Origin of the sequence: Pseudomonas songnenensis, from assembly GCF_003696315.1 — a bacterium.
Classification (GTDB): domain Bacteria; phylum Pseudomonadota; class Gammaproteobacteria; order Pseudomonadales; family Pseudomonadaceae; genus Stutzerimonas; species Stutzerimonas songnenensis.
This window is the reverse complement of record NZ_RFFN01000001.1, coordinates 576,067-597,969: the sequence shown is the minus strand read 5'-3', so window position 1 is coordinate 597,969 and position 21,903 is coordinate 576,067. Positions and strand designations below refer to the sequence as shown.

Here is a 21,903-nt window from a genome sequence, read left to right as displayed (position 1 = left end):
ATCCTCATCAGTCGTTCGGCGCCGGCAGAAGCGCGGTGATGCGCGTCCCCATGCCTGGCAGGCTGGAAATCCGCAGGTCGCCACCGAATGAGGCGACTCGCTCGTGCATGCTGGTCAGCCCCAGGCTCTGGGCGCCCTGCAGCGCGTCTGGCACGTCGAAGCCGCAGCCATCGTCGAGGATTTCCAGGCGCAATTCGTGTTCATCGCAGACCATGAGGATGCGCACCGTGCGCGCCCGTGCATGCCGCGCGACGTTGTTCACCGCCTCCTGCACCAGCCGGAACGCCGCCACCGCCCTGCCGGGCGGGATTTCCGTGGTCGAGCCGCGAACCTCCAGCGCCCAGTTCGTGCCGCTGGCTTCGAGGAAATGCTGCAGGTGCCAGCGCACGGCGGCTTCCAGCCCGAGCGTTTCCAGCTGCAGCGGGTGCAGCGACAGCGACAGGCTGCGCACCTTGGCCAGCGCCGCATCCACGCCGGCCACCAGCGGTTGCGACAGGCGTTCGAACTCGCTGTCGCCAGCCTGGCGACGGATCAGCCGCTGCAGATGCAGTTTCAAGCCGGTCAGGTGCTGGCCGACGTCGTCGTGCAGATCACGCGCCACCTCGCGCCGCTCGATCTCCTGCACCTCGATCAGCCGCTGCGAAAGATGCTGCAGCCGCTGGTTGGCCTCCTCCAGATCGCGCCGCAGCTGCTCGGCCTGGCTGACATCGCGGATCAGCAGCTGCACCTCGGCGTCACCGCCGGCGGGCAACAGCGTTTCGGTGACCTCCGCTTCGAACGGCCGGCCGTCGCGGCATACCAGCAGCAAGCGCTGCGGCTGGCCGCCCGCAACCCCGCGCTGCAGGGCCTCCAGCCGGGCAGCCTCGCGGGCGCGCTGATGCTCGGCGACGAAGTCGAGGAACGGCTGGGCGTTCAGAGGCTGCAGCGGATCGCCGGCCAGCAGACGGCGCGCGGCCGCATTGGCGTAGTGGATGCGGCCCTGGCGCAACATCAGCACGCCGTCGGGCAGGCCGTCGACCATGCGTTCGTAGCGGCGCTTCTCGTCGGCCAGGTTGCTGTCTGCGGCCTTGAGTTCGGTGACGTCCATCAGCACGCCAAACAGCGCCCGCTGGCGGCCGCCGAGGAGCTGTATGCGCTCGAACATCCAGCGTTGCTCGCCCCCCGCGCCCAGCACACGGAACTCATGGGCGAGACTTGCGTGCCGCTCGGCCTGCTCATGGGCAGCGGCCACTGCAGGGCGATCATCCGGATGCAGGCAATCGAGAAAGGCCGTCCAGCTCAGCGCACGAACGTTGGCGACGCCGAGCACGTCAGCCATCTCCGGTGACCAGTCGACCTGTTCGCTGCCCGGCAGCCGCTGCCAATGCCCCATGCGGGCTACCCGCCGCGCCAGCTCCAGTTTTCTGAGATTGCCGGCCAGCTGCGTTTCGGTCTGGAAATGCGCGCTGACATCCTGCGCCATCAACAGCGCGAAGGGCGACTCGTCGACATCCAGCGCGCTGCAGAGCACCTCGACATTCAGTTCGCGGCCGTCGCGCGCCACATGCTGGCGCAGCCCGGCCAACTGCTGCGGCGTCGCCGGTGGCGCAAGCGCCTCCAGCCGCTCACGCTCGTGGGCCGCGTACAGATCGAGGACTTCCAGCTGGGCGAACTCCTCGGTGCTGTAGCCATAGGCCGCCACCGCCTGGCGATTGCCGCGGACGATGCTCAGGGTGCGCTTGTCGAACAGCCACATCGGTGCTGGATGGCGATCGAAGAGCATGCGGTAGCTGTTCTCGGCGCGGCCCACCAGCTTCTGCGAGCGCATCACCCCGTCGGCCAGCCGTCGTGTGTACCACCAGATCCCCAGGGCGGTGAACAGCACGAACACCGCGATGCGCAGCGTATAGCTCGACTCGGGCAAGCCCAGCGCGGTGATGATCAGGTTCGTCGCGAAGATCCACACCACCGCCACCAGGGCATAGGCCAGGACGATCTTCCACGGTGCCACCCTCAGCGCACGGCGTGAGGCATGAAGACTCGCAGCGACATCGGCAGCATTGGGGATCATTGCGATGCTGTCACTCCTCGAAGGCGTCCGTCCGGCATGAGGCCGCGCGGGGATGCGCATTGCGCCAGTCTCACTGTAGACAACCCGCTGCAACGCTTGATCGCCAGAGGGCGAACTAGAGCACTCAGGGCCGACGCCCGGCAGATTCGCGGAAAACTTTAGCCCCCATGCGCCCTAGGCCACCCTAGGGGTTTGCCCGATACCCGCCCCGCTTCCGGCTGCCTATCGTTCGCCGCACATGAACCGGGAGGCAGGGTGAGATGATCGCCTACAGCACACTTTGGATTGCAATCGCCGCAGGACTCGCGGGCGTGGGCCTTGGCTGGCCGTGGATGACCGTCGCCGGGCTGCTCGGCAGCGCCGGCGCCGCGCTGCTGCTGCGCCCGGCCGCACCGACGCCGCATGCAAACCCCGAGCCGGCAAGCGCACCGGTGGCGCCGGCCAGCTCGGCAGTCGAAGCGCTGCTGCTGGCCGTGGTTCCCACCTGGCGCAGCAACGTGGATCAGGTGCGCCAGGTGCAGCAAGGCAGTGTCGGCGAACTGTTCAGCCGCTTCTCCGGCATGACGCAACGCCTGCAGCAGACCCTGAACACCTCCGAAGCGGTGGTCGGCGGCAATGGCATGGCCAGCAGCCTGCGCCAGGCGCGCGATCAGCTGAACATGGTGACGGGTGCCTTTCATGCCGCCAGCGAGCGCAAGGCCGAACTGCTCGGCACCATCGGCGAGTTGAATCAGCACGCCAGCGAACTGCAGAACATGTCGCGGCTGGTTCAGGACATCGCCCGCCAGACCAACCTGCTGGCGCTCAATGCCGCCATCGAGGCGGCCCGTGCCGGCGACTACGGCCGCGGCTTCTCGGTGGTCGCCGATGAAGTGCGCAAGCTGTCCACGCTGTCGGCCGAAACCGGCCAGGACATGGACCAGAAGGTCGGCGAAATCAACCAGGCGATCAGCGCCACGGTCAGCGCCGCCGAAGAATTGAGCAATACCGAACAGAGCAACCTGCACTACCTCGATGAAGTGACCGGAGAGGTCATGCAGGGCCTGAGTGCCAGCCTGGAAGAGCTCTCCGACACCTCGCTGCTGCTGCAGCAGGACACCCGCCACACCCAGGCGGACATCGAAGAAATCGTCGTCAACCTGCAGTTCCAGGATCGCACCGACCAGATGCTCGACCACCTGCAGCAGGACATGCAGCGCCTGCACGAGGCCGTCGACCGTCAGGACAGCGCCGTGCTCGACCCGCAACGCTGGCTGCGCGAGCTGCGCCAGCGCTTCACCACCGACGAAGAGCGCCACGGCGTCAAACGCAGCAGCGCCTCAACCGACGACGTGACCTTTTTCTGACCCCGCCAAGGAGACATTTTCATGGGCAAGACCATTCTCATCGTCGACGACTCGCAGTCCATGCGCCAGCTGGTGAAGATGACCCTCACCGGCGCCGGCCACCAGGTGATCGAGGCGGTCGATGGCCGCGATGCGCTGACCAAGCTCACCGGGCAGAAGATCAACCTGATCATCAGCGACGTGAACATGCCCAACCTCGACGGCATCGGCCTGGTCAAGGCGGTCAAGGCCAACCCGGCCTACCGTTTCACGCCGATCTGCATGCTCACCACCGAAAGCGAGCAGGGCAAGAAGGCCGAAGGCCAGGCCGCGGGAGCCAAGGCCTGGATCGTCAAACCGTTCCAGCCGCAGCAGCTGCTGTCGGCCGTCGAAAAACTGGCCGGCTGAAATGTTCACACTCGAGCAGCAGGCCAGCGAGGCCGGCACGCGTCTGGTCCTGAGCGGCAGCCTGACCATCTATGAAGTGCGCGACGCACGCGACGCGCTGCTGGGCGCGTTCGGCGGGCAGCCCAGCGGCCACTGGCAGCTGGACCTCAGCGCACTCGACGAACTGGATACCGCCGGCGCCCAGCTGCTGCTCGCCGCCCAGCGCCAGCTGCGCCTGAGCGACGCCACCCTGGAAGTCTGCAACCCAAGCGCCAGCGCGCTCGAACTGCTCCAGCTGCTGCATCTGCAGGGGCTGTTCTCCAGCCAGGGGCCGGCAGCAAGCGGAGATCGCCATGCTCAATGACCAACAGTGGAGCCAACTGCTGCTGAGCTTCGTCGAAGAGGCCCATGACCTGGCCAAGCAGGCCGAGGAATACCTGCTGCAGCTCGAGCAGACGCCGACCGACGAGGACGCCATCAACGGGCTGTTCCGCGCCATGCACACCCTGAAGGGGTCGGCCGGCCTGTTCTCGCTGACGCCCCTGGTGAACTTCACCCATCACCTGGAAAGCCTGCTGATGAAGGTCCGCGAGGGCCAGCAGGCGCTCACGCCCGTGCTGCTCGACCTGCTGCTGCGCGGCCTCGACGAGGTCAATGCGATGGTCGAGCTGATCGACGCGGACAGCGGCGAGCTGGTCGTGGACGAAGCGCGCCATGCTGGGCTGATCGCAGCTCTGACGAGCCATGACGACAGTCACCTCATTCCGCTGACCACGATCGAGCCAGACACCTGCAAGTCTTTCGGCCGCCTCGACAAATGCGCCAGCTGCGACCAGGAAGCGGCCTGGCACATCTCCCTGCGCCTGCAGCCGGAGATCCTCGGCAACGGGTTCGACCCGGCCTCCTTTCTCCGCTATCTCAGCCGGCTGGGCGACATCCTGCAGCTGGAACTGATCGACGACGCGCTGCCGGCGCTGGCCGAAATGGACCCCGAAAGCTGCTACCTGGGCATGGAGATCGACCTGTGCACGACGGCCGGCAAGGCCGAGATCGAAGACGTCTTCGAGTTCATCCGCGACTTCTGCACGCTGCGCATCCTGCCGCCGAACGCCGCGCTGGATGACTACCTGCGGCTGATCCACGAGCTGCCGGAAACCGACCAGAAGATCGGCCGCATCCTCGTCGCCAGCGGCCTGCTCACCGAGCTGGAACTGGACCAGGCGCTGCGCCTGCAGGCTGCCGACGCGCAACAGCCACGTCCGCTGGGCAGCGTACTGGTGGAGCAAGGCATGGTGCCGGCCCAGGGCGTCAACGCAGCGCTGGCCAAGCAACAGACGGTGCGCGAGAAGCGCAACCAGGAGAACAGCCAGATCCGCGTCGCCGCGCACAAGCTCGACGAGCTGATCAACCTGGTTGGCGAACTGGTGATCAGCGCCGCCGGTGCCCAGCTGCGGGCCCAGCTGAAGGGCGACGCCGCCTGCATCGAAAGCACGCAGACGGTCAATCTGCATGTCGAACAGATCCGTGAAGCGGCGCTGAAGCTGCGCATGATCGAGATCGGCGACACCTTCAACCGCTTCCACCGTGTGGTGCGCGACGTCAGCCAGCAGCTGGGCAAGGACATCCGCCTGGAGATACAAGGCGCCGACACCGAACTGGACAAGGCGGTGATTGATCGGCTGGCCGACCCGCTGACCCACCTGGTGCGCAACGCCATCGACCACGGCATCGAGCCGGCCGACCAGCGCCTCGCGGCAGGCAAGTCGGCCGAAGGGCATCTGCGCCTGGACGCGTATCACGAGTCGGGGATGATCGTCATCGAAGTCGCCGACGACGGCCACGGGCTGAACACCCGGCGCATCCGCGAGAAGGCCGTTGCCCGCGGCCTGATCGATGCCCAGGCGAACCTCAGCGATCACGACGTGCAAATGCTGATCTTCGCCGCCGGGTTTTCTACCGCCGACAACGTTTCCGACCTTTCCGGGCGTGGCGTGGGCATGGATGTGGTGCGCAGCGCCATCGATGCGCTGCGCGGCACCATCGAGATCGACTCGCGACCTGGCGAAGGCTGCACCTTCCGCATCCGCCTGCCGCTGACCCTGGCCATCATCGATGGCTTCCTGATCAGCCTTGGCGACGACTACTTCGTCATTCCGCTGGACATGGTCACCGAATGCCTGGAGCTGGAGGCCGATCAGCTCGATGGCGCCGCCTACGGCTACCTCGACCTGCGCGGCCGACCGCTGCCGTGCCTGTCGCTGGCCGCGCATTTCAAACTGCGCGAGGCCCCCAGCAAGCGCCGCAACATCATTGTCGTCAGTCACGGCCGGCAACAGGCCGGGCTGATCGTCGATCACCTGCACGGTGAACTGCAAACCGTCATCAAGCCCCTCGGCCAGCTGTTCCAGCATCTGCAGGGCATTGGCGGCTCAACCATTCTCGGGAGCGGGCAAGTCGCCCTGATCCTGGATATTCCCAGTCTGTTCCGTCATCTGCATACCCACGTCGAAGCGAGCCCTGCTGATCTGCGTACCAGCCAGCCCCGCCAGATCGCCGCAGGTCAGCAAGGAGAAACCCCATGCAATTCTTCCGCAACATGAAAATCGGCGCGCGCCTGACCCTGGGCTTCCTGCTGGTGGTGATGCTGACCATCGCCGTCGGCCTGCTCGGCATCCGCAACCTCTCCGAGGTCAGCGAGCTGTCCGATCTGATGTACGAGCGCGACCTGACCGGCATCGACGCGGTGCATAGCGCCAACTATTCGCTGATCATCGCCGGGCGCGCCCTGCGCGGCTCGCTGCTGGCCACCACCCAGGAAGCACGCGACAGCTCCGCCGCGGCAGCGCAGAAAGCGCTGGTCGATACCCGCGCCACTCTGGAGCAGGCCAAGAAGTCCTTCCACTCCGATCAGGCCAAGGCCTTGGTCAACCGCATCGATGAGCCGCTGGCCGACTACGAGCGCCGGCTCAACGAAATCCTCTCGATCCACCTGGCATCGGCCGAACTGGCCGAGCAGAGCGCCTTCAGCGAGCTGTTTCCGGCACTGTCGCGCAGCGGCGAGACGGTGGACAACCTGATGTCCGAAGCGGTGGCGTTCCGCCGCGACCGCGCCCAGGAAGCGAACGCGCAGATCAACGCGATCTATCTCGGCTCCAAGACGCAGATGATCGGCCTGATCCTGCTCGCCGTGGTGCTCGGTTTCATCGTCGGCATGCTCGTCACGCGCAGCATCACCCGCCCGCTCAATCGTGCCGTCAGCGTTGCCGACAGCCTCGCCGCCGGTGATCTGGGCGTGCAGCTGGAGGTCAACAGCAAGGATGAAACCGGGCGCCTGCTCAGTTCGATGAACAACATGGCCGAACGCCTGCGCAACGTCATCAGCGACGTTCGCAGCGCCGCCGACTCGCTGTCGTCGGCCTCCGAGGAAGTCAGCGCCACCTCGCAGTCGCTGAGCCAGGCCGCCAGCGAGCAGGCCGCCAGCGTTGAGGAAACCACCGCCTCGGTGGAGCAGATGTCCGCCTCGATCGCACAGAACACCGAAAGCGCGAAGATCACCGACAACATTGCCGGCAAGGCCGCCAATGACGCCGTCGAAGGCGGCCGTGCGGTACGCGACATGGTCCAGGCGATGAAGCAGATCGCCGACAAGATCGGCATCATCGACGACATCGCCTACCAGACCAACCTGCTCGCCCTCAACGCCGCCATCGAGGCCGCACGTGCCGGCGATCACGGCAAGGGCTTCGCGGTGGTCGCCGCCGAAGTGCGCAAGCTGGCCGAACGCAGTCAGGTCGCTGCCCAGGAGATCGGCGGTGTCGCCAGCAACAGCGTGCAACTGGCCGAGCAGGCCGGGTCGCTGCTCGACGAGATCGTGCCGAACATCCAGAAGACATCCGACCTGGTGCAGGAGATCACCGCCGCCTCGCAGGAGCAGAGCAGCGGAGCCGAGCAGATCAACATCGCCATGGGCCAGATGAACCAGATCACCCAGCAGAACGCCTCGGCTTCCGAGGAGCTGGCCGCCACCTCCGAGGAAATGAACGCCCAGGCCGGGCAGCTGCTCGAGCTGATCAGCTTCTTCCGCTTCGACGCCACCAACACCGCCTCGCAGCCGCTGCGGCGTCCGGTGCCGTTCGCCAGCCCACGCCCGGCGGCCACGAGCCCACGCGGCGAGCAGCGGGCGCGGACGTCGGTGGACGACAGCCAGTTCGTCAGCTTCAGCTGAGGGTGCGCGCATGAACCAGATCGCCAACACCGAGCACAGCATCCAGCACCTCTCGTTCCGGGTTCGCCAGGCGCGCTATGCCCTGCCGATCGAGCTGGTCCGGGAAATCATCGAGTACGGCCAGATCACCAGCGTGCCGATGATGCCCGCGTGCATCCATGGGGTAATCAACCTGCGCGGCAACGTGGTGCCCGTGCTGGACCTGGCGGCGCGCTTCGGCATGGAGCGCACCGCCGCGAGCAAGCGCACCTGCATCGTGATCATCGAGCTGGAGCTCAACGAGGTACAGCAGCGCATCGGCCTGGTGGTCGATGCAGTGGATGCGGTGCTGGACATCGAAGGGCATGAGGTCGAGCCGGCACCGCCCTTCGGCACCGGCATCCGCACCGACTTCATCGCCGGCATGGCGCGCAACGAACAGGGCTTCACCATCATCCTCGACGTGCGCCGGGTGCTCTCGCTGGACGACATCCTGCAGCTCAATCGCGTCATGGCGCTGGCAGGCTGAAGTGACGACGACCCACCTGCCAACGCTGGGCGATCGGGAGTTCCGCTATCTGCAGAAGCTGATGGCCGAGGCCTCCGGGATTCGCATGAGCGAAGGCAAGCGACCGCTGGTGGCCGGCCGGCTGATGCGCCGGCTCAGGGCGCTGGGCCTGCGCGACTATGCGCAGTATCTGGATCTGCTGCGCGCGCCGGAGCAGCAGGTCGAGCGGCGGCTGGTGGTCGACCTGCTGACCACCAACGAAACCTACTTCTTCCGCGAGCCGCAGCACTTCCGCTTTCTCGCCCAGTGGCTGGCAGGCCGCCGCGGGCCGCTGCGCTGCTGGAGCGCCGCCTGCTCAAGCGGCGAAGAGCCCTACAGCCTGGCGATGGTACTGGCCGAGCACGCCCGCTCCGACTGGTCGATCCTCGCCAGCGACCTGAGCCAGAGCGTGCTGCACAAGGCTCGCGAGGCGGTCTATCCGATGACCGATACCGACGCCTTCCCAGCCGGCTGGCTCAAGCGCCACTGCCTGCGTGGCGTCGGCGCTCAGGATGGCAACTTTCGTATCAGCCAGGCGCTGCGCGAGCGGGTCAGCTTTCGCGAGATCAACCTCATGCGTCCGCTGCCGCAGGATCTGGAACCGATGGACCTGATCATGCTGCGCAACGTGCTGATCTACTTCGGCGCCGACGACAAGCGCGCCATCACCGCACGCCTGCTGCAGCACCTGCGCCCGGGCGGTCTGCTGCTGATTGGCCACGCCGAGAGCGTGCACGGTTTCGGTTTGCCGTTGCGCGGTGTGGCGCCTTCGGTGTTCGAGCGTCTATGAACCAGCCAGGTAGCCACACATGATCAAGGTCTTCATCGTCGACGACTCCGCGCTGGTGCGCCAGGTACTGACCGCCTGCCTGGACAGCCACCCGGGCATCCAGGTCATCGGTCAGGCCGCCGACCCGCTGTTCGCCCTGGAAAAGATGCAGCGCGACTGGCCGGACGTGCTGGTGCTGGACGTGGAGATGCCACGCATGGACGGCATCACCTTTCTGCGCAAGATCATGGCTGAACGACCGACACCGGCGATCATCTGCTCGACCCTCACCGAGGCCGGTGCGGCGATCACCCTAGAAGCGCTGGCAGCCGGAGCGGTCGGTGTGTTCACCAAGGCCCGACTGGGCCTCAAGGAAAGCCTGCAGCACCTCTCCAGCGAGCTGATCCGGCAGATCGAACAGGCAGCCCGCAGCCGGCCGCGCGCCGCCGTGCGTGCGCAACCGAAACCCAGCAGCCCGTCCCGGGAGCCATCGCCGGCGGCGGGGCTGACCACCACCGATCGTGTCATCGCGCTTGGCACCTCGACCGGCGGCACCCAGGCACTGGAGCTGGTGCTGCGCCAGTTGCCGGCGGACAGCCCGGGCATCGTCATCGTCCAGCACATGCCGGAGAAATTCACCGCAGCCTTCGCCCAGCGACTGAACAACCTGTGCCAGATCGAAGTGCGAGAGGCGCGCCATATGGATCGGGTGCGCGCCGGACTGGCGCTGGTCGCGCCCGGCGGGCGGCACATGCAGCTCAAGCGCAGCGGTGCGCAGTACTTCGTCGAAGTGCTCGACGGGCCGCCGGTCAACCGCCACAAACCCTCGGTGGATGTGCTGTTCCGCTCGGTGGCGCGGCATGCCGGGCACAACGCGCTGGGCATCATCATGACCGGCATGGGCGACGATGGCGCACGGGGCCTGCTGAACATGCGCGAGGCCGGTGCCCGTACCGTGGCGCAGGACGAAGCCAGCTGCGTGGTCTTCGGCATGCCCAAGGAGGCGCTGCAGATTGGCGCTGCGCAGAGCACCGAGGCCCTGGAAAACCTGCCCAGGCTGATCACCGACTATGCCCGTGCAACCTGCCGCAACTGAGCACCGTGCCGTGCGGTTGGTGTCGATCGACCATCGCTGAAGCGATTCAGCGCACCCGCCGATGCATCCAGTCAATGTCCCCTGCTTTAGCAGGGATTCCCGTGACCGTACGGTTCCGCTATGGTGGCCAACAGATATCGCGGAGAAATCGTATGTTCCGCTGCACTACCGTCCTGCTGCTGTTGATCGCCTTGCTTGGCTGCCAGCCCGATTCGGAAGCCATTCGCATCGGCAGCAATCGCTGGCTTGGCTATGCGCCGATCTACCTCGCGGACGACCTCGGCTGGACAGCCCCCAGCGGCGTCCGGCTGGTCGAGTACCCGACCACCACCGGCGTACTGCGCGGTTTTCGCAACGGCATGCTGGATGCCGCCATGCTCACCCTCGATGAAACGCTGCTGCTGCAGGACAGCGCAGCGGAGCTCAATCTTGAGATCATTCTGGTCACCAACGTTTCAGCTGGCGCCGATGCGCTGTTCGCCCGCGCGCCGCTGACCGACCTGAAGGACCTCGCCGGCCATCGCATCGGCGTCGAGAACACTGCGCTGGGCGCCTACTTCCTTTCCCGCGTGCTGGATCAGGCCGGGCTGCGGATCGACGATCTGCAGGTGGTCAGCCTGCCGGTGCATGAGCAGGCTGCCGCCTTCGCCGCTGGCGATGTCGACGCTGTCATCACCTTTGCTTCGGAGGCTCCGGCGCTGGAAAGCAAGGGCGCCCGGCGCATCTTCGACAGCCGCCAGCTGCCCGGCGAAATCGTCGACGTACTGGTGGTCGACCGGCAGCGGGTCAACACCGAGCAGCGGCAGAAACTCAGAGCGCTCTGGTTCGATGCACTGCGCACATGGCAGGACAATCGAGGTGAAACCGATCCGCGCCTGCATGCGCGCCTGGGCCTGACGCCGATGGCACTGCAGGTCACCCTAGACGGCTTGTTGATGGGTGATCGCGCCGTCAACCGTGAGTGGTTCGACGAGGGCCAGTTGCAGCAGAGCATCGGGCAGCTCAGCCAGTATCTGCGCGAACGCCGGCTGCTCAACGGTTCGAACCCGATCAATCTGATCGCTCGCTGCGAGGGTCGAAAATGCTGACAAGGTTGTCGCTTCGCCGATCGCTGCCCCTGCTGCTGGGCATCTTCGGTCTGCTGTTCACGGTCATGCTGACTGCCTGGCACCTGCCGACCCGTATCGAGGAAAATCTCGCCGGCTGGCGCAATCACACCTCGCAGCATCTTGCCCTGTTGCAGAGCAGCCTGAGCGATCATCGCCGCCTCGGCCGCAACGCCGAGCTGGAAACCGAGCTGGCCGATCTGGCCAGCCTGGAAGGTGTGCTCTGGGCGATGGTGATCGACCGCGGGCTACAGGTGATCGCCACGACCCAGCTGGGCCTGTCACCCGAGCGCCTGACGCTGATCGATGCTGGCGAACTCGCCAAACAGGTGAACGGCGGCCGCGCGGGTTGGTTCGGCGAAGGTTCCAGGCAGCTGGCGATCTACCCGCTGGACCGTGTCGCCCAGGACGGTACGCCGCTTCGCGAAGCGCTGCTGGTGGAGTACGACTTCGCGCCGATGCTGGCGCAGACCAAGCGCGAGGCCTGGTTCTACCTGGCGCAGACGCTGACCCTGTTGCTGCTGCTCGGCTTGATCCTCAACCGCCTCTATGGCCGTCTGCTGACGCGCCGCCTGGCCCGCATCGACCAGGCCGCACGTCAATTCGCCATCGATCAGCAACCGCAGAACCTGTCGGTCGGCGGCCGCGACGAGATCGGCCGGCTGGCCAGAACCATCAATCAGATGATGAACCAGCTGCACGAGCGCCAGCTGGCGCTCAGCGAGAGCGAGCAGCTGTTCCGCGACCTGGTCGACACCGCGCCGATCGGCATGCTGGTGGTAGACCGCGAGCTGCGCGTGCTGCAGGCCAACCCTGCGGCGGCAGCGCTGTTCGGCTGTACCCCGGCGGAGCTGCTGGGCAACCTGCCGGGTGATCGCCTGCTGGAAAGCGATGCCACCACCCGCCTGCTGAGCACCCCGGCGAACACGCCGCTGGAGCTGACCGGTCGCCGTCATGATCGGGAGGTGCCGCTGGAGATCAGCTGCACGCCATTCCAGCGCTACGGTGTTCGCCATTTCCTCGTGCTGCTGCGCGACATCAGCGACCGCCTGCGCGCCGAACAGCGTCTGCGCTTTCTCGCCCACTTCGATCCGCTGACGCAGCTGGCCAATCGCAACTACCTGGTGCAGCGCCTCGAACAGTTGCTCGCGGCGCGCCTGCCGCTGACGCTGCTTTACCTCGACCTGGACCACTTCAAGCGCATCAATGACAGCCTCGGTCACGAGATCGGCGACAAGCTGCTGGTGCAGATCGGCGACCGCCTGGGCCGGCTGATGCCCGAGCATGCGCTGCTATCGCGTAGCGGTGGCGACGAATTCATGCTGCTGCTCGACGGCAGCAACCACATCCGCGCCGAGCAGCTGGCCCAGTGCATCATCGAAGGCTTCCGGCCGCCGGTGCGCATCGGCCAGTACGAGTGCTACGTCAGCCCAAGCATCGGCGTTGCCATCAGCGACGGCCGGCACAGCGCCAGCGACCTGCTCAAGCAGGTGGACCTGGCGCTGTATGCGGCCAAGGATGCCGGCCGCAACTGCACGGTGTTCTACAACGACGCGCTCAGCGATGCCGCCGCCGGACGCCGCGCCCTCGAGCAGGCCCTGCGCCGGGCGCTGGACCGGGACGAGTTCGTGCTGCATTACCAGGCCCAGGTCAATGCCCAGGGCGAGCCCGAAGTCATGGAAGCCCTGCTGCGCTGGAATTCGCCGGAGCGCGGCTTGGTACCGCCCGGAGAGTTCATCCCGGTGCTGGAAGACAGCGGCATGATCATCGAGGCGACGCGCTGGGTGTTCCGCGAAGCCTGCCGCCAGGCCTGCCGCTGGCATGCACAGGGCTACTCGCTGCGCATCGCGGTCAACCTTTCGCCACTGGATTTCAGGCAGGCCGACCTGGCCGGCAGTCTGCTGGCGATACTCGAAGAGGAAGGCGCCTCGACCAGCATGCTCGAGCTGGAGATCACCGAAAGCGCGCTGCTCGAAGCGGACGAGCACGTGCAGCAGACGCTTACCCGCCTGAAGGCCGCCGGGCTGCCGCTGCTGCTCGACGATTTCGGCACCGGCTATGCCTCGCTGACCTATCTGCAGCGCTTCCGCTTCGACGGCATCAAGATCGACCGCGAATTCGTCAGCGGCCTGCCCGACAGTGAAGAGTCCGTCGCGCTGGTGCGGGGCATCCTTACCATGGCCAGCCACCTCGGCCTGCACGTGGTCGCCGAAGGGGTAGAGAACGAGCGTCAGGCGGCGTTCCTGCGCCTCAACGGCTGCCCCAGCCTGCAGGGTTTCTATTACGCTCGGCCACAGCCGGCGGCGCAGTGCCGGTTGCAGCAGAACGGCGGCCCGATCAACCTGCAGCTGCCACTGGACGCCTGATCTGCATCTGCGCGGGCATACCGGCAAACCGCCTTCAATTGCGATTAATTCTCAGTTGAGCTAGGTTCGTTGCCCCCTCCGGCGGCACGCTCCCATGCGCGACAACAACAAGATTCCCGAAGCCTGCCTGCAGTGCTACATCCACCATCGCCAGCAACTGGTCGCCCATCTGACCCGCCTCGGCGGCTGTCGAGCACTGGCCGAGGACCTGGCCCACGACGCCTGGCTGAAACTGGCGCAGGTCATGCCGGCGCAGCACCTGGATAACCCCAAGGCCTATCTCTTTCGCATCGCCACCAACCTCTTGCGTGATGCCCTGCGCCATCGTGCGCTTGTCGGGGCCAGCGACGAGGCACCGCTGGAATTGATCGAGGCCGTGCAGGCCGATCCCTGCGGACTGGTGGAACACCAGTGTGCGCTTCTACGCGTGCTGCGCCAGCTCGACGATCTGCCACCGCGCTGCCGTGAGGTATTCGAACTGGCCCGGCTGGAAGGACTCAGCCAGGCGGAGATCGCCGAGCGCCTGGGCATTTCGGTGAACACCGTGATCGCTCAGCTGGCCAAGGCGCGCCAGCGACTGGAGCGGCCGTAATTTTTTCTTCGACCCCGTAATGGTTTTTCCGCGCTGATTCGTCTTGCCTGTGCCCTTGCGCAATTGAGAGTAATTCTCGATTAACCGGCATCCTCGCAGATGCTTTCGTGCGGTCCAGCCGCCAGACAAGAAACCACCGAAGCCGCGAAAACGGCCCGCTCCGGGTCGCGGCCGCGCTCGGCCCGAGGAATGTGCATGATCCCGTCCAGTACCGTAGTGCCTTTCGCCCCCGGCCCCACCAGCAACGGGCTCTTCACCCGCAGCAATCATGATGACTATCGTCGGCTCCTGCAGCAGGGTCTGAACCTGGTGCAGCAGTGTCTGCAGCGCCAGCAGCAGCCGTTCAGCGGCATCCTTCCGCAGGAACTGGCCGCCGATTTCGAGCGCGTCGATCTGGAGCGCCCGCTGGGCGACGCTGGTGCCGCGCTGCGCGAGCTGGATCAGCTCTATCTGCGCGACGCGGTGTATTTCCACCATCCGCGCTACGTCGCCCACCTCAACTGCCCGGTGGTGCTGCCGGCGCTGCTCGCTGAAGTGCTGGTGTCGTCGCTCAATTCCTCGCTGGACACCTGGGACCAGAGCGCCGGCGGGACGCTGATCGAACAGCGCCTGATCGACTGGACCTGCGCGCGCATCGGCCTCGGCACTCAGGCCGACGGCGTCTTCACCAGCGGCGGCACCCAGTCCAACCTGATGGGCCTGCTGCTGGCTCGTGAGCACGTCTGCAACCGCTTGCCCGGCCACGGCGGCAACCTCCAGCACGGGCTGCCGCCGGACGCGCGCCGACTGCGCATCTTCGCCTCCCGCGCCAGCCACTTCAGCGTGCAGAAATCCGCCGCGCTGCTGGGGCTGGGCTACGACGCCGTGCGCAGCATCGAAACCGACAGTGCCCAATGCATGAGCGTGCCGGCGCTGGCCCAGGCGCTGGCGGACTGTCAGCGCCTGGGCGAGCTGCCCATGGCCGTGGTCGCCACCGCCGGCACCACCGACTTCGGCAGCATCGACCCGCTGCCGGAGATCGCCGCGCTGTGCCAGCACTACGGCGTCTGGTTGCACGTCGATGCGGCCTATGGCGGCGGCCTGCTGGTCGCGCCGCGCTACCGCCACTGGCTAGCCGGCATCGAGCACGCCGACTCGGTCACCGTGGACTACCACAAGTCGTTCTTCCAGCCGGTCAGCTGCAGCGGCTTCTTCGTTCGCCAGCGTCAGCACCTGAGCTACATAACCCACCACGCCGACTACCTCAACCCGCGCAGCCAGACCCGCGAGGGCACGCCGAACCTGGTCAACAAGAGCATCCAGACCACCCGCCGCTTCGACGCGCTGAAGCTCTGGCTGACCCTGCGCATCCTTGGTGCCGAGCATATCGGTGCGATGTTCGAGGAGGTCATCGACCGCGCCGCCGATACCTATCGCCTGCTTGCCGACGACCCGGCGTTCGAGGTCTTCACCCCGCGCCTGAGCACCCTGGTGTTCCGTTTCGTCGCCGCCGGCGTGGCGGACGAGCGCCTGGACGAGATCAATCGCGAGATCCGCAAGGCGATCTTCCGCTCCGGCGCAGCGGTCATTGCCGCCACCGTGGTCGAGGGTCGGCAGTACCTCAAGTTCACCCTGCTCAACCCGGAAACCACGCTGGACGACCTGCGCGCCATCGTCGAGCTGATTCGTGGCCACGGCACCCGCCTGCTCGATGACCTACCCAGCAGCGCCAACCAGTAAGGAGATCGCACATGAACAAGATGTATGACTTCATCGGTATCGGCATCGGCCCGTTCAACCTCGGTCTGGCCTGCCTGGCCGAGCCCATCGACGGGCTCGACTGTCTGTTCCTTGACCGCGCCGAGGGTTTCAACTGGCATCCCGGCATGATGCTCGACAGCGCCACTCTGCAGACGCCGTTTATGGCCGACCTGGTGACCCTGGCCGACCCCACCAGCCGCTTCAGCTTTCTCAACTACGCCAAGCAGGTCGGGCGGCTGTACGCCTTCTACATCAAGGAAGACTTCTTCCTGATGCGCCGCGAGTACAACCAGTACTGCCAGTGGGTGGTCGAGCAGCTCGACAGCCTGCGCTTCGGGCATTCCGTACAGCACGTCGACTACTTCGACGAGCGCCGTTGCTATCGGGTGCGCGGCGTACACACCCGCAGCGGGGAGGGCTTCGAGCTCCTCACCCGCCGCCTGGTACTCGGCACCGGCACCACGCCCTATCTGCCGAGCTGCTGCGAAGGCGTGGCCGAGCACGTCAGCCACAGCGGCAACTACCTGCAGGACAAGCCACGCCTGCAGGGCAAGCGCTCGATCACCGTGGTCGGCAGCGGTCAGAGCGCGGCGGAGATCTACTATGACCTGCTGCAGGAAATCGACCGCCACGACTATCAGCTGAACTGGATCACCCGCGCGCCGCGCTTCTTCCCGCTGGAATACACCAAGCTGACGCTGGAAATGACCAGCCCGGAGTACATCGACTACTTCCACAGCCTGCCGCGCAGCACCCGGGAAAAGCTCATCGACAGCCAGAAGGGCCTGTACAAGGGCATCAACGCCACGCTGATCAATGCCATCTACGACGAGCTGTACAACCAGAGCCTCAAGGGCGAGGTGCCGACCCAGCTGCTGACCAACGCCGAACTGCGCCGCTGCCAGCGCTTGGGCGATGGCACGCTGGAGCTGGAGTTCTTCCAGCACGAACTGCAGCAGAGCTACCGGCACCGCTGCGAGGCGCTGGTGATGGCCAGCGGGTATCAGTACCGCCTGCCGCGCTTCATCCAGCCGATCGCCGAACGTATCGCCTGGCAGGCGCCGGAGCGCTTCGCCGTGGCGCGCAACTACAGCATCGACCGCAACGGCGGCGAGGTCTTCGTGCAGAACGCCGGGCTTGCCGATCACGGCCTGGTGACACCGGATCTCGGCATGGGCTGCTACCGCAACGCCTGCATCCTGCGCGAGATCTGCGGGCGCGAGCACTACGCGGTGGAGACGAAGATCGCCTTCCAGCAGTTCAGCCTGCCGCAGCCGCTTACGCCTCAGGGCGCGGTGGCGGCGCGATGACGCTGCGACGCGCACTGATCGGCATGACGCTGCTGGCCGTGCTCGGCGACAGCCTGCTGATGCCGTTCTACCCGCAATATTTCGCCGAGCGTTTCGGCGAGTTGCGCAGCGAGCAGGTCGGGCTGTACCTGGCCGCGGTGTGCCTGGTGGCGATGCTCGCACTGCCCGTGTGGGTGCGCCTGGCACGCCATGCCCACCCGCTGCGGCTGCTGATCCTCGGTCAACTGGTAGCCGGCGTGCTGGCACTGGCCTGCGCGGCCATCGACCGGCAGTGGCTGTTCTGGCCGGTGTCGCTGGCGATGATCGCCTTCAAGGCCAGCTACCTGCTGATGTATCCCTACGTCATGGGCCTGGTAGGCACCGACCAGCAGGTACGCACCATCGGCCTGCTTTCGGTGGTGGTGCACCTGGGCGCAATCGCTGGCGCGACGCTGGGCGGCGGCGTGCTGCACTACCTCAGTCCGGCGCGGATGTTCGTGCTGATGGGGCTGATGGACTTCGTGCAGATGGCCGTCAGCCTGCTGCTGTTGCGCCATGCGCCGCAGCCGGCACGGGTCGATGCGAGCACGCCGCCACGGGCTGCGCAGGAACACCTGGCGATCATCCGCCTGTGCCTGCTGATGCTGGCCTTCTACTTCTGCGTCTACCTGGCGCGGCCGTTCTTCACGCTGTACTGGGAACAGCTCGGCGGACCACAGGCCAGCTGGATCACCGGCCTGGTCTATGCCATTCCCGGCATGCTGGCGCTGCTCGCCCTCGCCCTGCACTACCACGCCGGTCAACGACTGACCGCCTGGCTGCTGCTCGGCGCCGCCGGGCTGGCGTTGCAGGGCGTCGAGCAGATGCCGCTGGTGCTGGCCGGGCGCGTGCTGTTCGGCTGGGCGCTGTACCAGCTCACCGTGGCGCTGGATGCGCGACTGTTCGCCCTCAGCCGGCCGGAGCACTACGGCCGCGACTACAGCCTGATCAACATCTTCCAGAACCTCGGCGTACTCACCGCCTCCTGGCTGGCCGGCGTGGTGGTACGTGATGCCGGCCTCGCCGCGCCGTTCCTGCTCTCGGCGCTGGGCCTCGTTCTCACCGCATGCACCCTGCGCTGGCTGCTGGTTTCGGCACCGGCCGGGGCGCCTCTCTGTGGAGCCAAACCATGAACACCGCTCTTTCCCGCGCGGACGGTCCGCGCTTCGTCCGCTACTGCACCCTCGGCGCGATGCACTTCGAAACCCTGCAAGCCGAGCACCTGCCGCTGCTGCAGGACTGGCTGCGCCGCGACTACGCGCGCTTCTGGGGCATGGGCCACATGAGCCTGACGCAGCTGGCCGACTACGTTGACGAGATCCAGCGCAGCAGTCACCGCGACATCGCCCTCGGCCTGTGGAACGGCGAGCCGGCCTTCCTGTTCGAGGGCTACCACCCGGCCCACGACCGCCTCGCCGACCACTATCAGGTGCGCCCCGGCGACCGCGGCATGCACCTGCTGCTCGCCCCCTGCGAGCGCCCGGTGCACGGCTTCAGCCTGGAGGTGATGCGCAGCATCCTCGCCTATCAGTTCGCCGACCCTTTCGCCCGCCGCATCGTCGTCGAGCCCGACGCCCGCAACGCCAAGGTGCATGCGTTGAACCAGCGCGTCGGCTTCGTCTACCAGTGCCTGCTGCACTTGCCGGAGAAGGACGCCTGCCTGGCGTTCTGCACCCGTGCGCAGTTCCTCGCCACCCTTCAGGAGAACCCGCAATGAATCAGCTCGTACGCCTGCCGACCGCTAGCAGCGACCTGGCCACCGACCATCTGCAGGCCGAACGCTGGGCCCGCGCCAATCGCCTGCTGCTGAAAAAGGCGCTGGCCGAGTTCAGCCACGAGAAGCTGCTCAGCCCCGAGCCGCTGGGCGACAGCCACTACCGCGTCGCCGTGCCGGACAGCTCGACCGAGTACCGTTTCAGGGCGCGGCGGCTGGCGCTGGATCACTGGTCGATCGTCACCGACTCCATCGAAAAGCTCAGTGACGGGGCACCACAGCCGCTGGATGCCCTGGCGTTCATCATCGAGTTCAGCGAGGTCCTCGGCCTTTCAGAAGCCAACCTGCCGCTGTACCTGGACGAGATCAGCAGCACCCTGTTCGGCAGCGCCTACAAGCTCGCCAACAGCCCGCTGAGCGCGGCCCAGCTGGCCCTGTCGGACTTCCAGCAGATCGAGACCGGCATGCGCGAAGGTCATCCGGGGTTCGTCGCCAACAACGGGCGGATGGGGTTCGACGCCCAGGATTACCGCGCCTACGCGCCGGAAGCCGCCAGCCCGGTGCGTCTGGTCTGGCTCGCCGTGCACCGCAGCCGCGCCAGCTACAGCGCCATCGACGGGCTCGACCAGGCGACCCTGCTGCGCGAGGAACTGGGTGGCCAGCTCGGCGTGTTCCACAACCAGCTGCAGGCGCTGCAGCTCGACCCGGACGACTATCTGCTGATGCCGGCGCATCCCTGGCAGTGGCACAACATCCTGGCCATCGGTTTCGCCGCGGAGATCGCCAACCGGCATATCGTCTATCTCGGCCTGAGCAACGACCGTTACCTGGCGCAGCAGTCGATCCGCACCTTCTTCAACCAGAGCGAGCCGCAGCGGCGCTACGTGAAGACCGCCCTGTCGATCCTCAACATGGGCTTCATGCGCGGGCTGTCGCCCTATTACATGCAGGCGACCCCGGCGATCAACGCCTACCTCGCCGGCCGCGTGGCGCGTGACCCGCTGCTGCGCGACTGCGGCTTCCAGCTGCTGCGCGAGGTGGCGGCGATCGGCTATCGCAACCCTTACTACGAGCAGGCGCTGCCGGCCAGCAGCCCCTACCGCAAGATGCTCTCGGCGCTCTGGCGCGAGAGCCCGCTGGGCCACATCGAACCCGGCCAGCGGCTGATGACCATGGCCGCGCTGCTGCACAGCGACGGCGACGAGCGCGCCCTGCTGCCGACGCTGATCAGCGCCTCGGGACTCACCGCCGACCGCTGGCTGCGGCAGTACCTCAATGCCTACCTGAAGCCGCTGCTGCACTGCTTCTATGCCCATGACCTGGTCTTCATGCCCCATGGCGAAAACCTGATCCTGGTGCTGGAAGACCATGTGCCGGTCCGCGTGCTGATGAAGGACATCGGTGAGGAAGCGGTGATCCTCGATGCCGAGGCGAAGATTCCCGAGGCGGTCGGCCGTCTCGCCGTCTCGGTGCCGGACGAGCTCAAGGTGCTGTCGATCTTCACCGACGTGTTCGACGGCTTCTTCCGCTACCTGGCGCAGATTCTCGACGAACAGGGCGGCCTGCCGGAGCAGCGCTTCTGGCAGCAGGTCGCCGACTGCATCGCCGACTATCAGGCCAGCCAGCCGCAGCTGCGCGACAAGTTCGCCCGTTACGACCTGTTCGCCGAGGAATTCGCCCGCTCCTGCCTGAACCGCCTGCAGCTGGGCAACAACCGGCAGATGCTCGACCTCGCCGATCCGGCCGGTGCGCTGAAATTCGCGGGCACCCTGAAGAACCCCGTGGCGCGCTATGCACCGGAGCGCTGAAGCGCGCTGGCAGCCCACGGATGCGCTGGGCAGCCTGCTGCTGCGCCTGCGTCGCGTGCTGCCGGGCCTCGATGGCCGGGTCGGCGCACCCCGCGCCGACGAGCTGACGCTGGAGCATCCGCAGTCTGTGGCCAGGCTGCTGGCGCACTGGCGGGAGGCCTGTCCGGAAGCGGGCCGCCACTACTGGGCGGCGCGCTGCTGGACGCTGCTGGTCTGGCAGCCCATCTACCTGCAGGTGCTCGCGGTGCGCCTGGCCGGCCAGGCCCCGTGCCTGGACGGACTGGCGCAGGGCGTCGAACAGGGCTTCGTCGCCGGGTTCTGCCTGCCCGATCACCAGCCACTGCAGGGCGAGCCCCAGCGCCTGCTGCGCCATGCCGGCGCCCAGATCCGTGGCTTCTGTGAACAGGCCCAGGCCGTCAGCGGGCCGCTGCTCGGGCTGCACCCCAAGCTGGCGCAGCGGCTGGCGGCCGACTGCGTCATGGCCGCACTGCTGCATAGCCAGCGCCTCGACGGTTGCGGCAACCTGCAATTGTGCCGGGCGGCTGACGTCTGGCTGGCGGCTTGCGCCATGTCCGGCGCCAGCGGCCTGCTCGCGGTACCGCTGGCCGAAGGCGGTACGCGCCTGGGCCTGCAGCGCAAGGCGTGCTGCCAGCACTTTCGCCGCGCCGATGGCGAACTCTGCGACAGCTGTCCGAAGCTGCCGCTCGCCGAACGGGAAAGGCGACTGCGCGAACAGGACCACTGAGCGGCAGCGCGGGTTGACGGGCACCCCGCCGGCCTACGCAGGTTGATACACATCACGCGGGCAAACCTTGTGGCTGCCGCGGGCGTTTCTTTGCTAATGTCGCGCCCGTTTCCGACTCGCCGCCGA

The 21,903-nt window shown here is 66.7% G+C and carries 18 protein-coding genes; 17 read left to right on the top strand and 1 reads right to left on the bottom strand.

Annotation, left to right across the window (positions count from 1 at the left end):
- Positions 1 to 7: 7 nt before the first annotated feature.
- Positions 8 to 2,050 (bottom strand): PAS domain-containing sensor histidine kinase, encoded by a 2,043-nt coding sequence (locus EA798_RS02730; protein ID WP_122097969.1) that lies wholly within the window; start codon positions 2,048 to 2,050, stop codon positions 8 to 10.
- 260 nt (positions 2,051 to 2,310) lie between these two features.
- On the opposite strand from EA798_RS02730, the gene EA798_RS02725 reads away from it, so the two are divergent.
- From EA798_RS02725 to EA798_RS02645, 17 genes are all read left to right on the top strand, one after another.
- Positions 2,311 to 3,396: a methyl-accepting chemotaxis protein gene (locus EA798_RS02725; protein ID WP_122097968.1), complete on the top strand. Its 1,086-nt coding sequence runs from the start codon at positions 2,311 to 2,313 to the stop codon at positions 3,394 to 3,396.
- Between the two features lie 21 nt (positions 3,397 to 3,417).
- Positions 3,418 to 3,783: a response regulator gene (locus tag EA798_RS02720; RefSeq protein ID WP_015275608.1), complete on the top strand. Its 366-nt coding sequence runs from the start codon at positions 3,418 to 3,420 to the stop codon at positions 3,781 to 3,783.
- 1 nt (position 3,784) lies between these two features.
- Positions 3,785 to 4,126: an STAS domain-containing protein gene (locus EA798_RS02715; protein WP_122097967.1), complete on the top strand. Its 342-nt coding sequence runs from the start codon at positions 3,785 to 3,787 to the stop codon at positions 4,124 to 4,126.
- On the top strand, positions 4,116 to 6,362 hold the full coding sequence (locus EA798_RS02710; RefSeq protein ID WP_122097966.1) for a chemotaxis protein CheA: 2,247 nt from the start codon (positions 4,116 to 4,118) through the stop codon (positions 6,360 to 6,362). The genes EA798_RS02715 and EA798_RS02710 overlap by 11 nt, the downstream gene beginning before the upstream one ends.
- Positions 6,341 to 7,987, top strand: a complete 1,647-nt coding sequence (locus EA798_RS02705; protein ID WP_122097965.1) for a methyl-accepting chemotaxis protein — start codon at positions 6,341 to 6,343, stop codon at positions 7,985 to 7,987. The genes EA798_RS02710 and EA798_RS02705 overlap by 22 nt, the downstream gene beginning before the upstream one ends.
- Positions 7,988 to 7,997: 10 nt before the next feature.
- On the top strand, positions 7,998 to 8,495 hold the full coding sequence (locus EA798_RS02700; protein WP_122097964.1) for a chemotaxis protein CheW: 498 nt from the start codon (positions 7,998 to 8,000) through the stop codon (positions 8,493 to 8,495).
- 1 nt (position 8,496) lies between these two features.
- On the top strand, positions 8,497 to 9,303 hold the full coding sequence (locus EA798_RS02695; protein WP_122097963.1) for a CheR family methyltransferase: 807 nt from the start codon (positions 8,497 to 8,499) through the stop codon (positions 9,301 to 9,303).
- A 19-nt stretch (positions 9,304 to 9,322) separates the two neighbouring features.
- Positions 9,323 to 10,378, top strand: a complete 1,056-nt coding sequence (locus tag EA798_RS02690; RefSeq protein ID WP_122097962.1) for a protein-glutamate methylesterase/protein-glutamine glutaminase — start codon at positions 9,323 to 9,325, stop codon at positions 10,376 to 10,378.
- A 152-nt stretch (positions 10,379 to 10,530) separates the two neighbouring features.
- Entirely contained in the window at positions 10,531 to 11,466 is a 936-nt protein-coding gene (locus tag EA798_RS02685; RefSeq protein WP_122097961.1) for an ABC transporter substrate-binding protein, read from the top strand.
- Positions 11,460 to 13,850 carry a putative bifunctional diguanylate cyclase/phosphodiesterase gene (locus EA798_RS02680; RefSeq protein WP_122097960.1) on the top strand — a complete coding sequence of 797 codons (2,391 nt, stop codon included), beginning with the start codon at positions 11,460 to 11,462 and terminating at the stop codon, positions 13,848 to 13,850. Before EA798_RS02685 ends, EA798_RS02680 begins: the two co-directional genes overlap by 7 nt.
- A gap of 94 nt (positions 13,851 to 13,944) precedes the next feature.
- Entirely contained in the window at positions 13,945 to 14,442 is a 498-nt protein-coding gene (locus EA798_RS02675; RefSeq protein WP_122097959.1) for an RNA polymerase sigma factor, read from the top strand.
- A 195-nt stretch (positions 14,443 to 14,637) separates the two neighbouring features.
- Positions 14,638 to 16,161: a pyridoxal phosphate-dependent decarboxylase family protein gene (locus EA798_RS02670; protein ID WP_122097958.1), complete on the top strand. Its 1,524-nt coding sequence runs from the start codon at positions 14,638 to 14,640 to the stop codon at positions 16,159 to 16,161.
- Between the two features lie 11 nt (positions 16,162 to 16,172).
- Entirely contained in the window at positions 16,173 to 17,492 is a 1,320-nt protein-coding gene (locus tag EA798_RS02665; RefSeq protein ID WP_122097957.1) for a lysine N(6)-hydroxylase/L-ornithine N(5)-oxygenase family protein, read from the top strand.
- Positions 17,489 to 18,643 (top strand): MFS transporter, encoded by a 1,155-nt coding sequence (locus EA798_RS02660; RefSeq protein WP_122097956.1) that lies wholly within the window; start codon positions 17,489 to 17,491, stop codon positions 18,641 to 18,643. The genes EA798_RS02665 and EA798_RS02660 overlap by 4 nt, the downstream gene beginning before the upstream one ends.
- Entirely contained in the window at positions 18,640 to 19,227 is a 588-nt protein-coding gene (locus tag EA798_RS02655; RefSeq protein ID WP_122097955.1) for a GNAT family N-acetyltransferase, read from the top strand. Before EA798_RS02660 ends, EA798_RS02655 begins: the two co-directional genes overlap by 4 nt.
- Positions 19,224 to 21,032, top strand: a complete 1,809-nt coding sequence (locus EA798_RS02650) for an IucA/IucC family protein (protein ID WP_122097954.1) — start codon at positions 19,224 to 19,226, stop codon at positions 21,030 to 21,032. Before EA798_RS02655 ends, EA798_RS02650 begins: the two co-directional genes overlap by 4 nt.
- A complete protein-coding gene (locus EA798_RS02645) occupies positions 21,016 to 21,777 on the top strand; it encodes a siderophore ferric iron reductase (protein WP_122097953.1) in 762 nt (253 codons plus the stop codon). Before EA798_RS02650 ends, EA798_RS02645 begins: the two co-directional genes overlap by 17 nt.
- Positions 21,778 to 21,903: the final 126 nt, after the last annotated feature.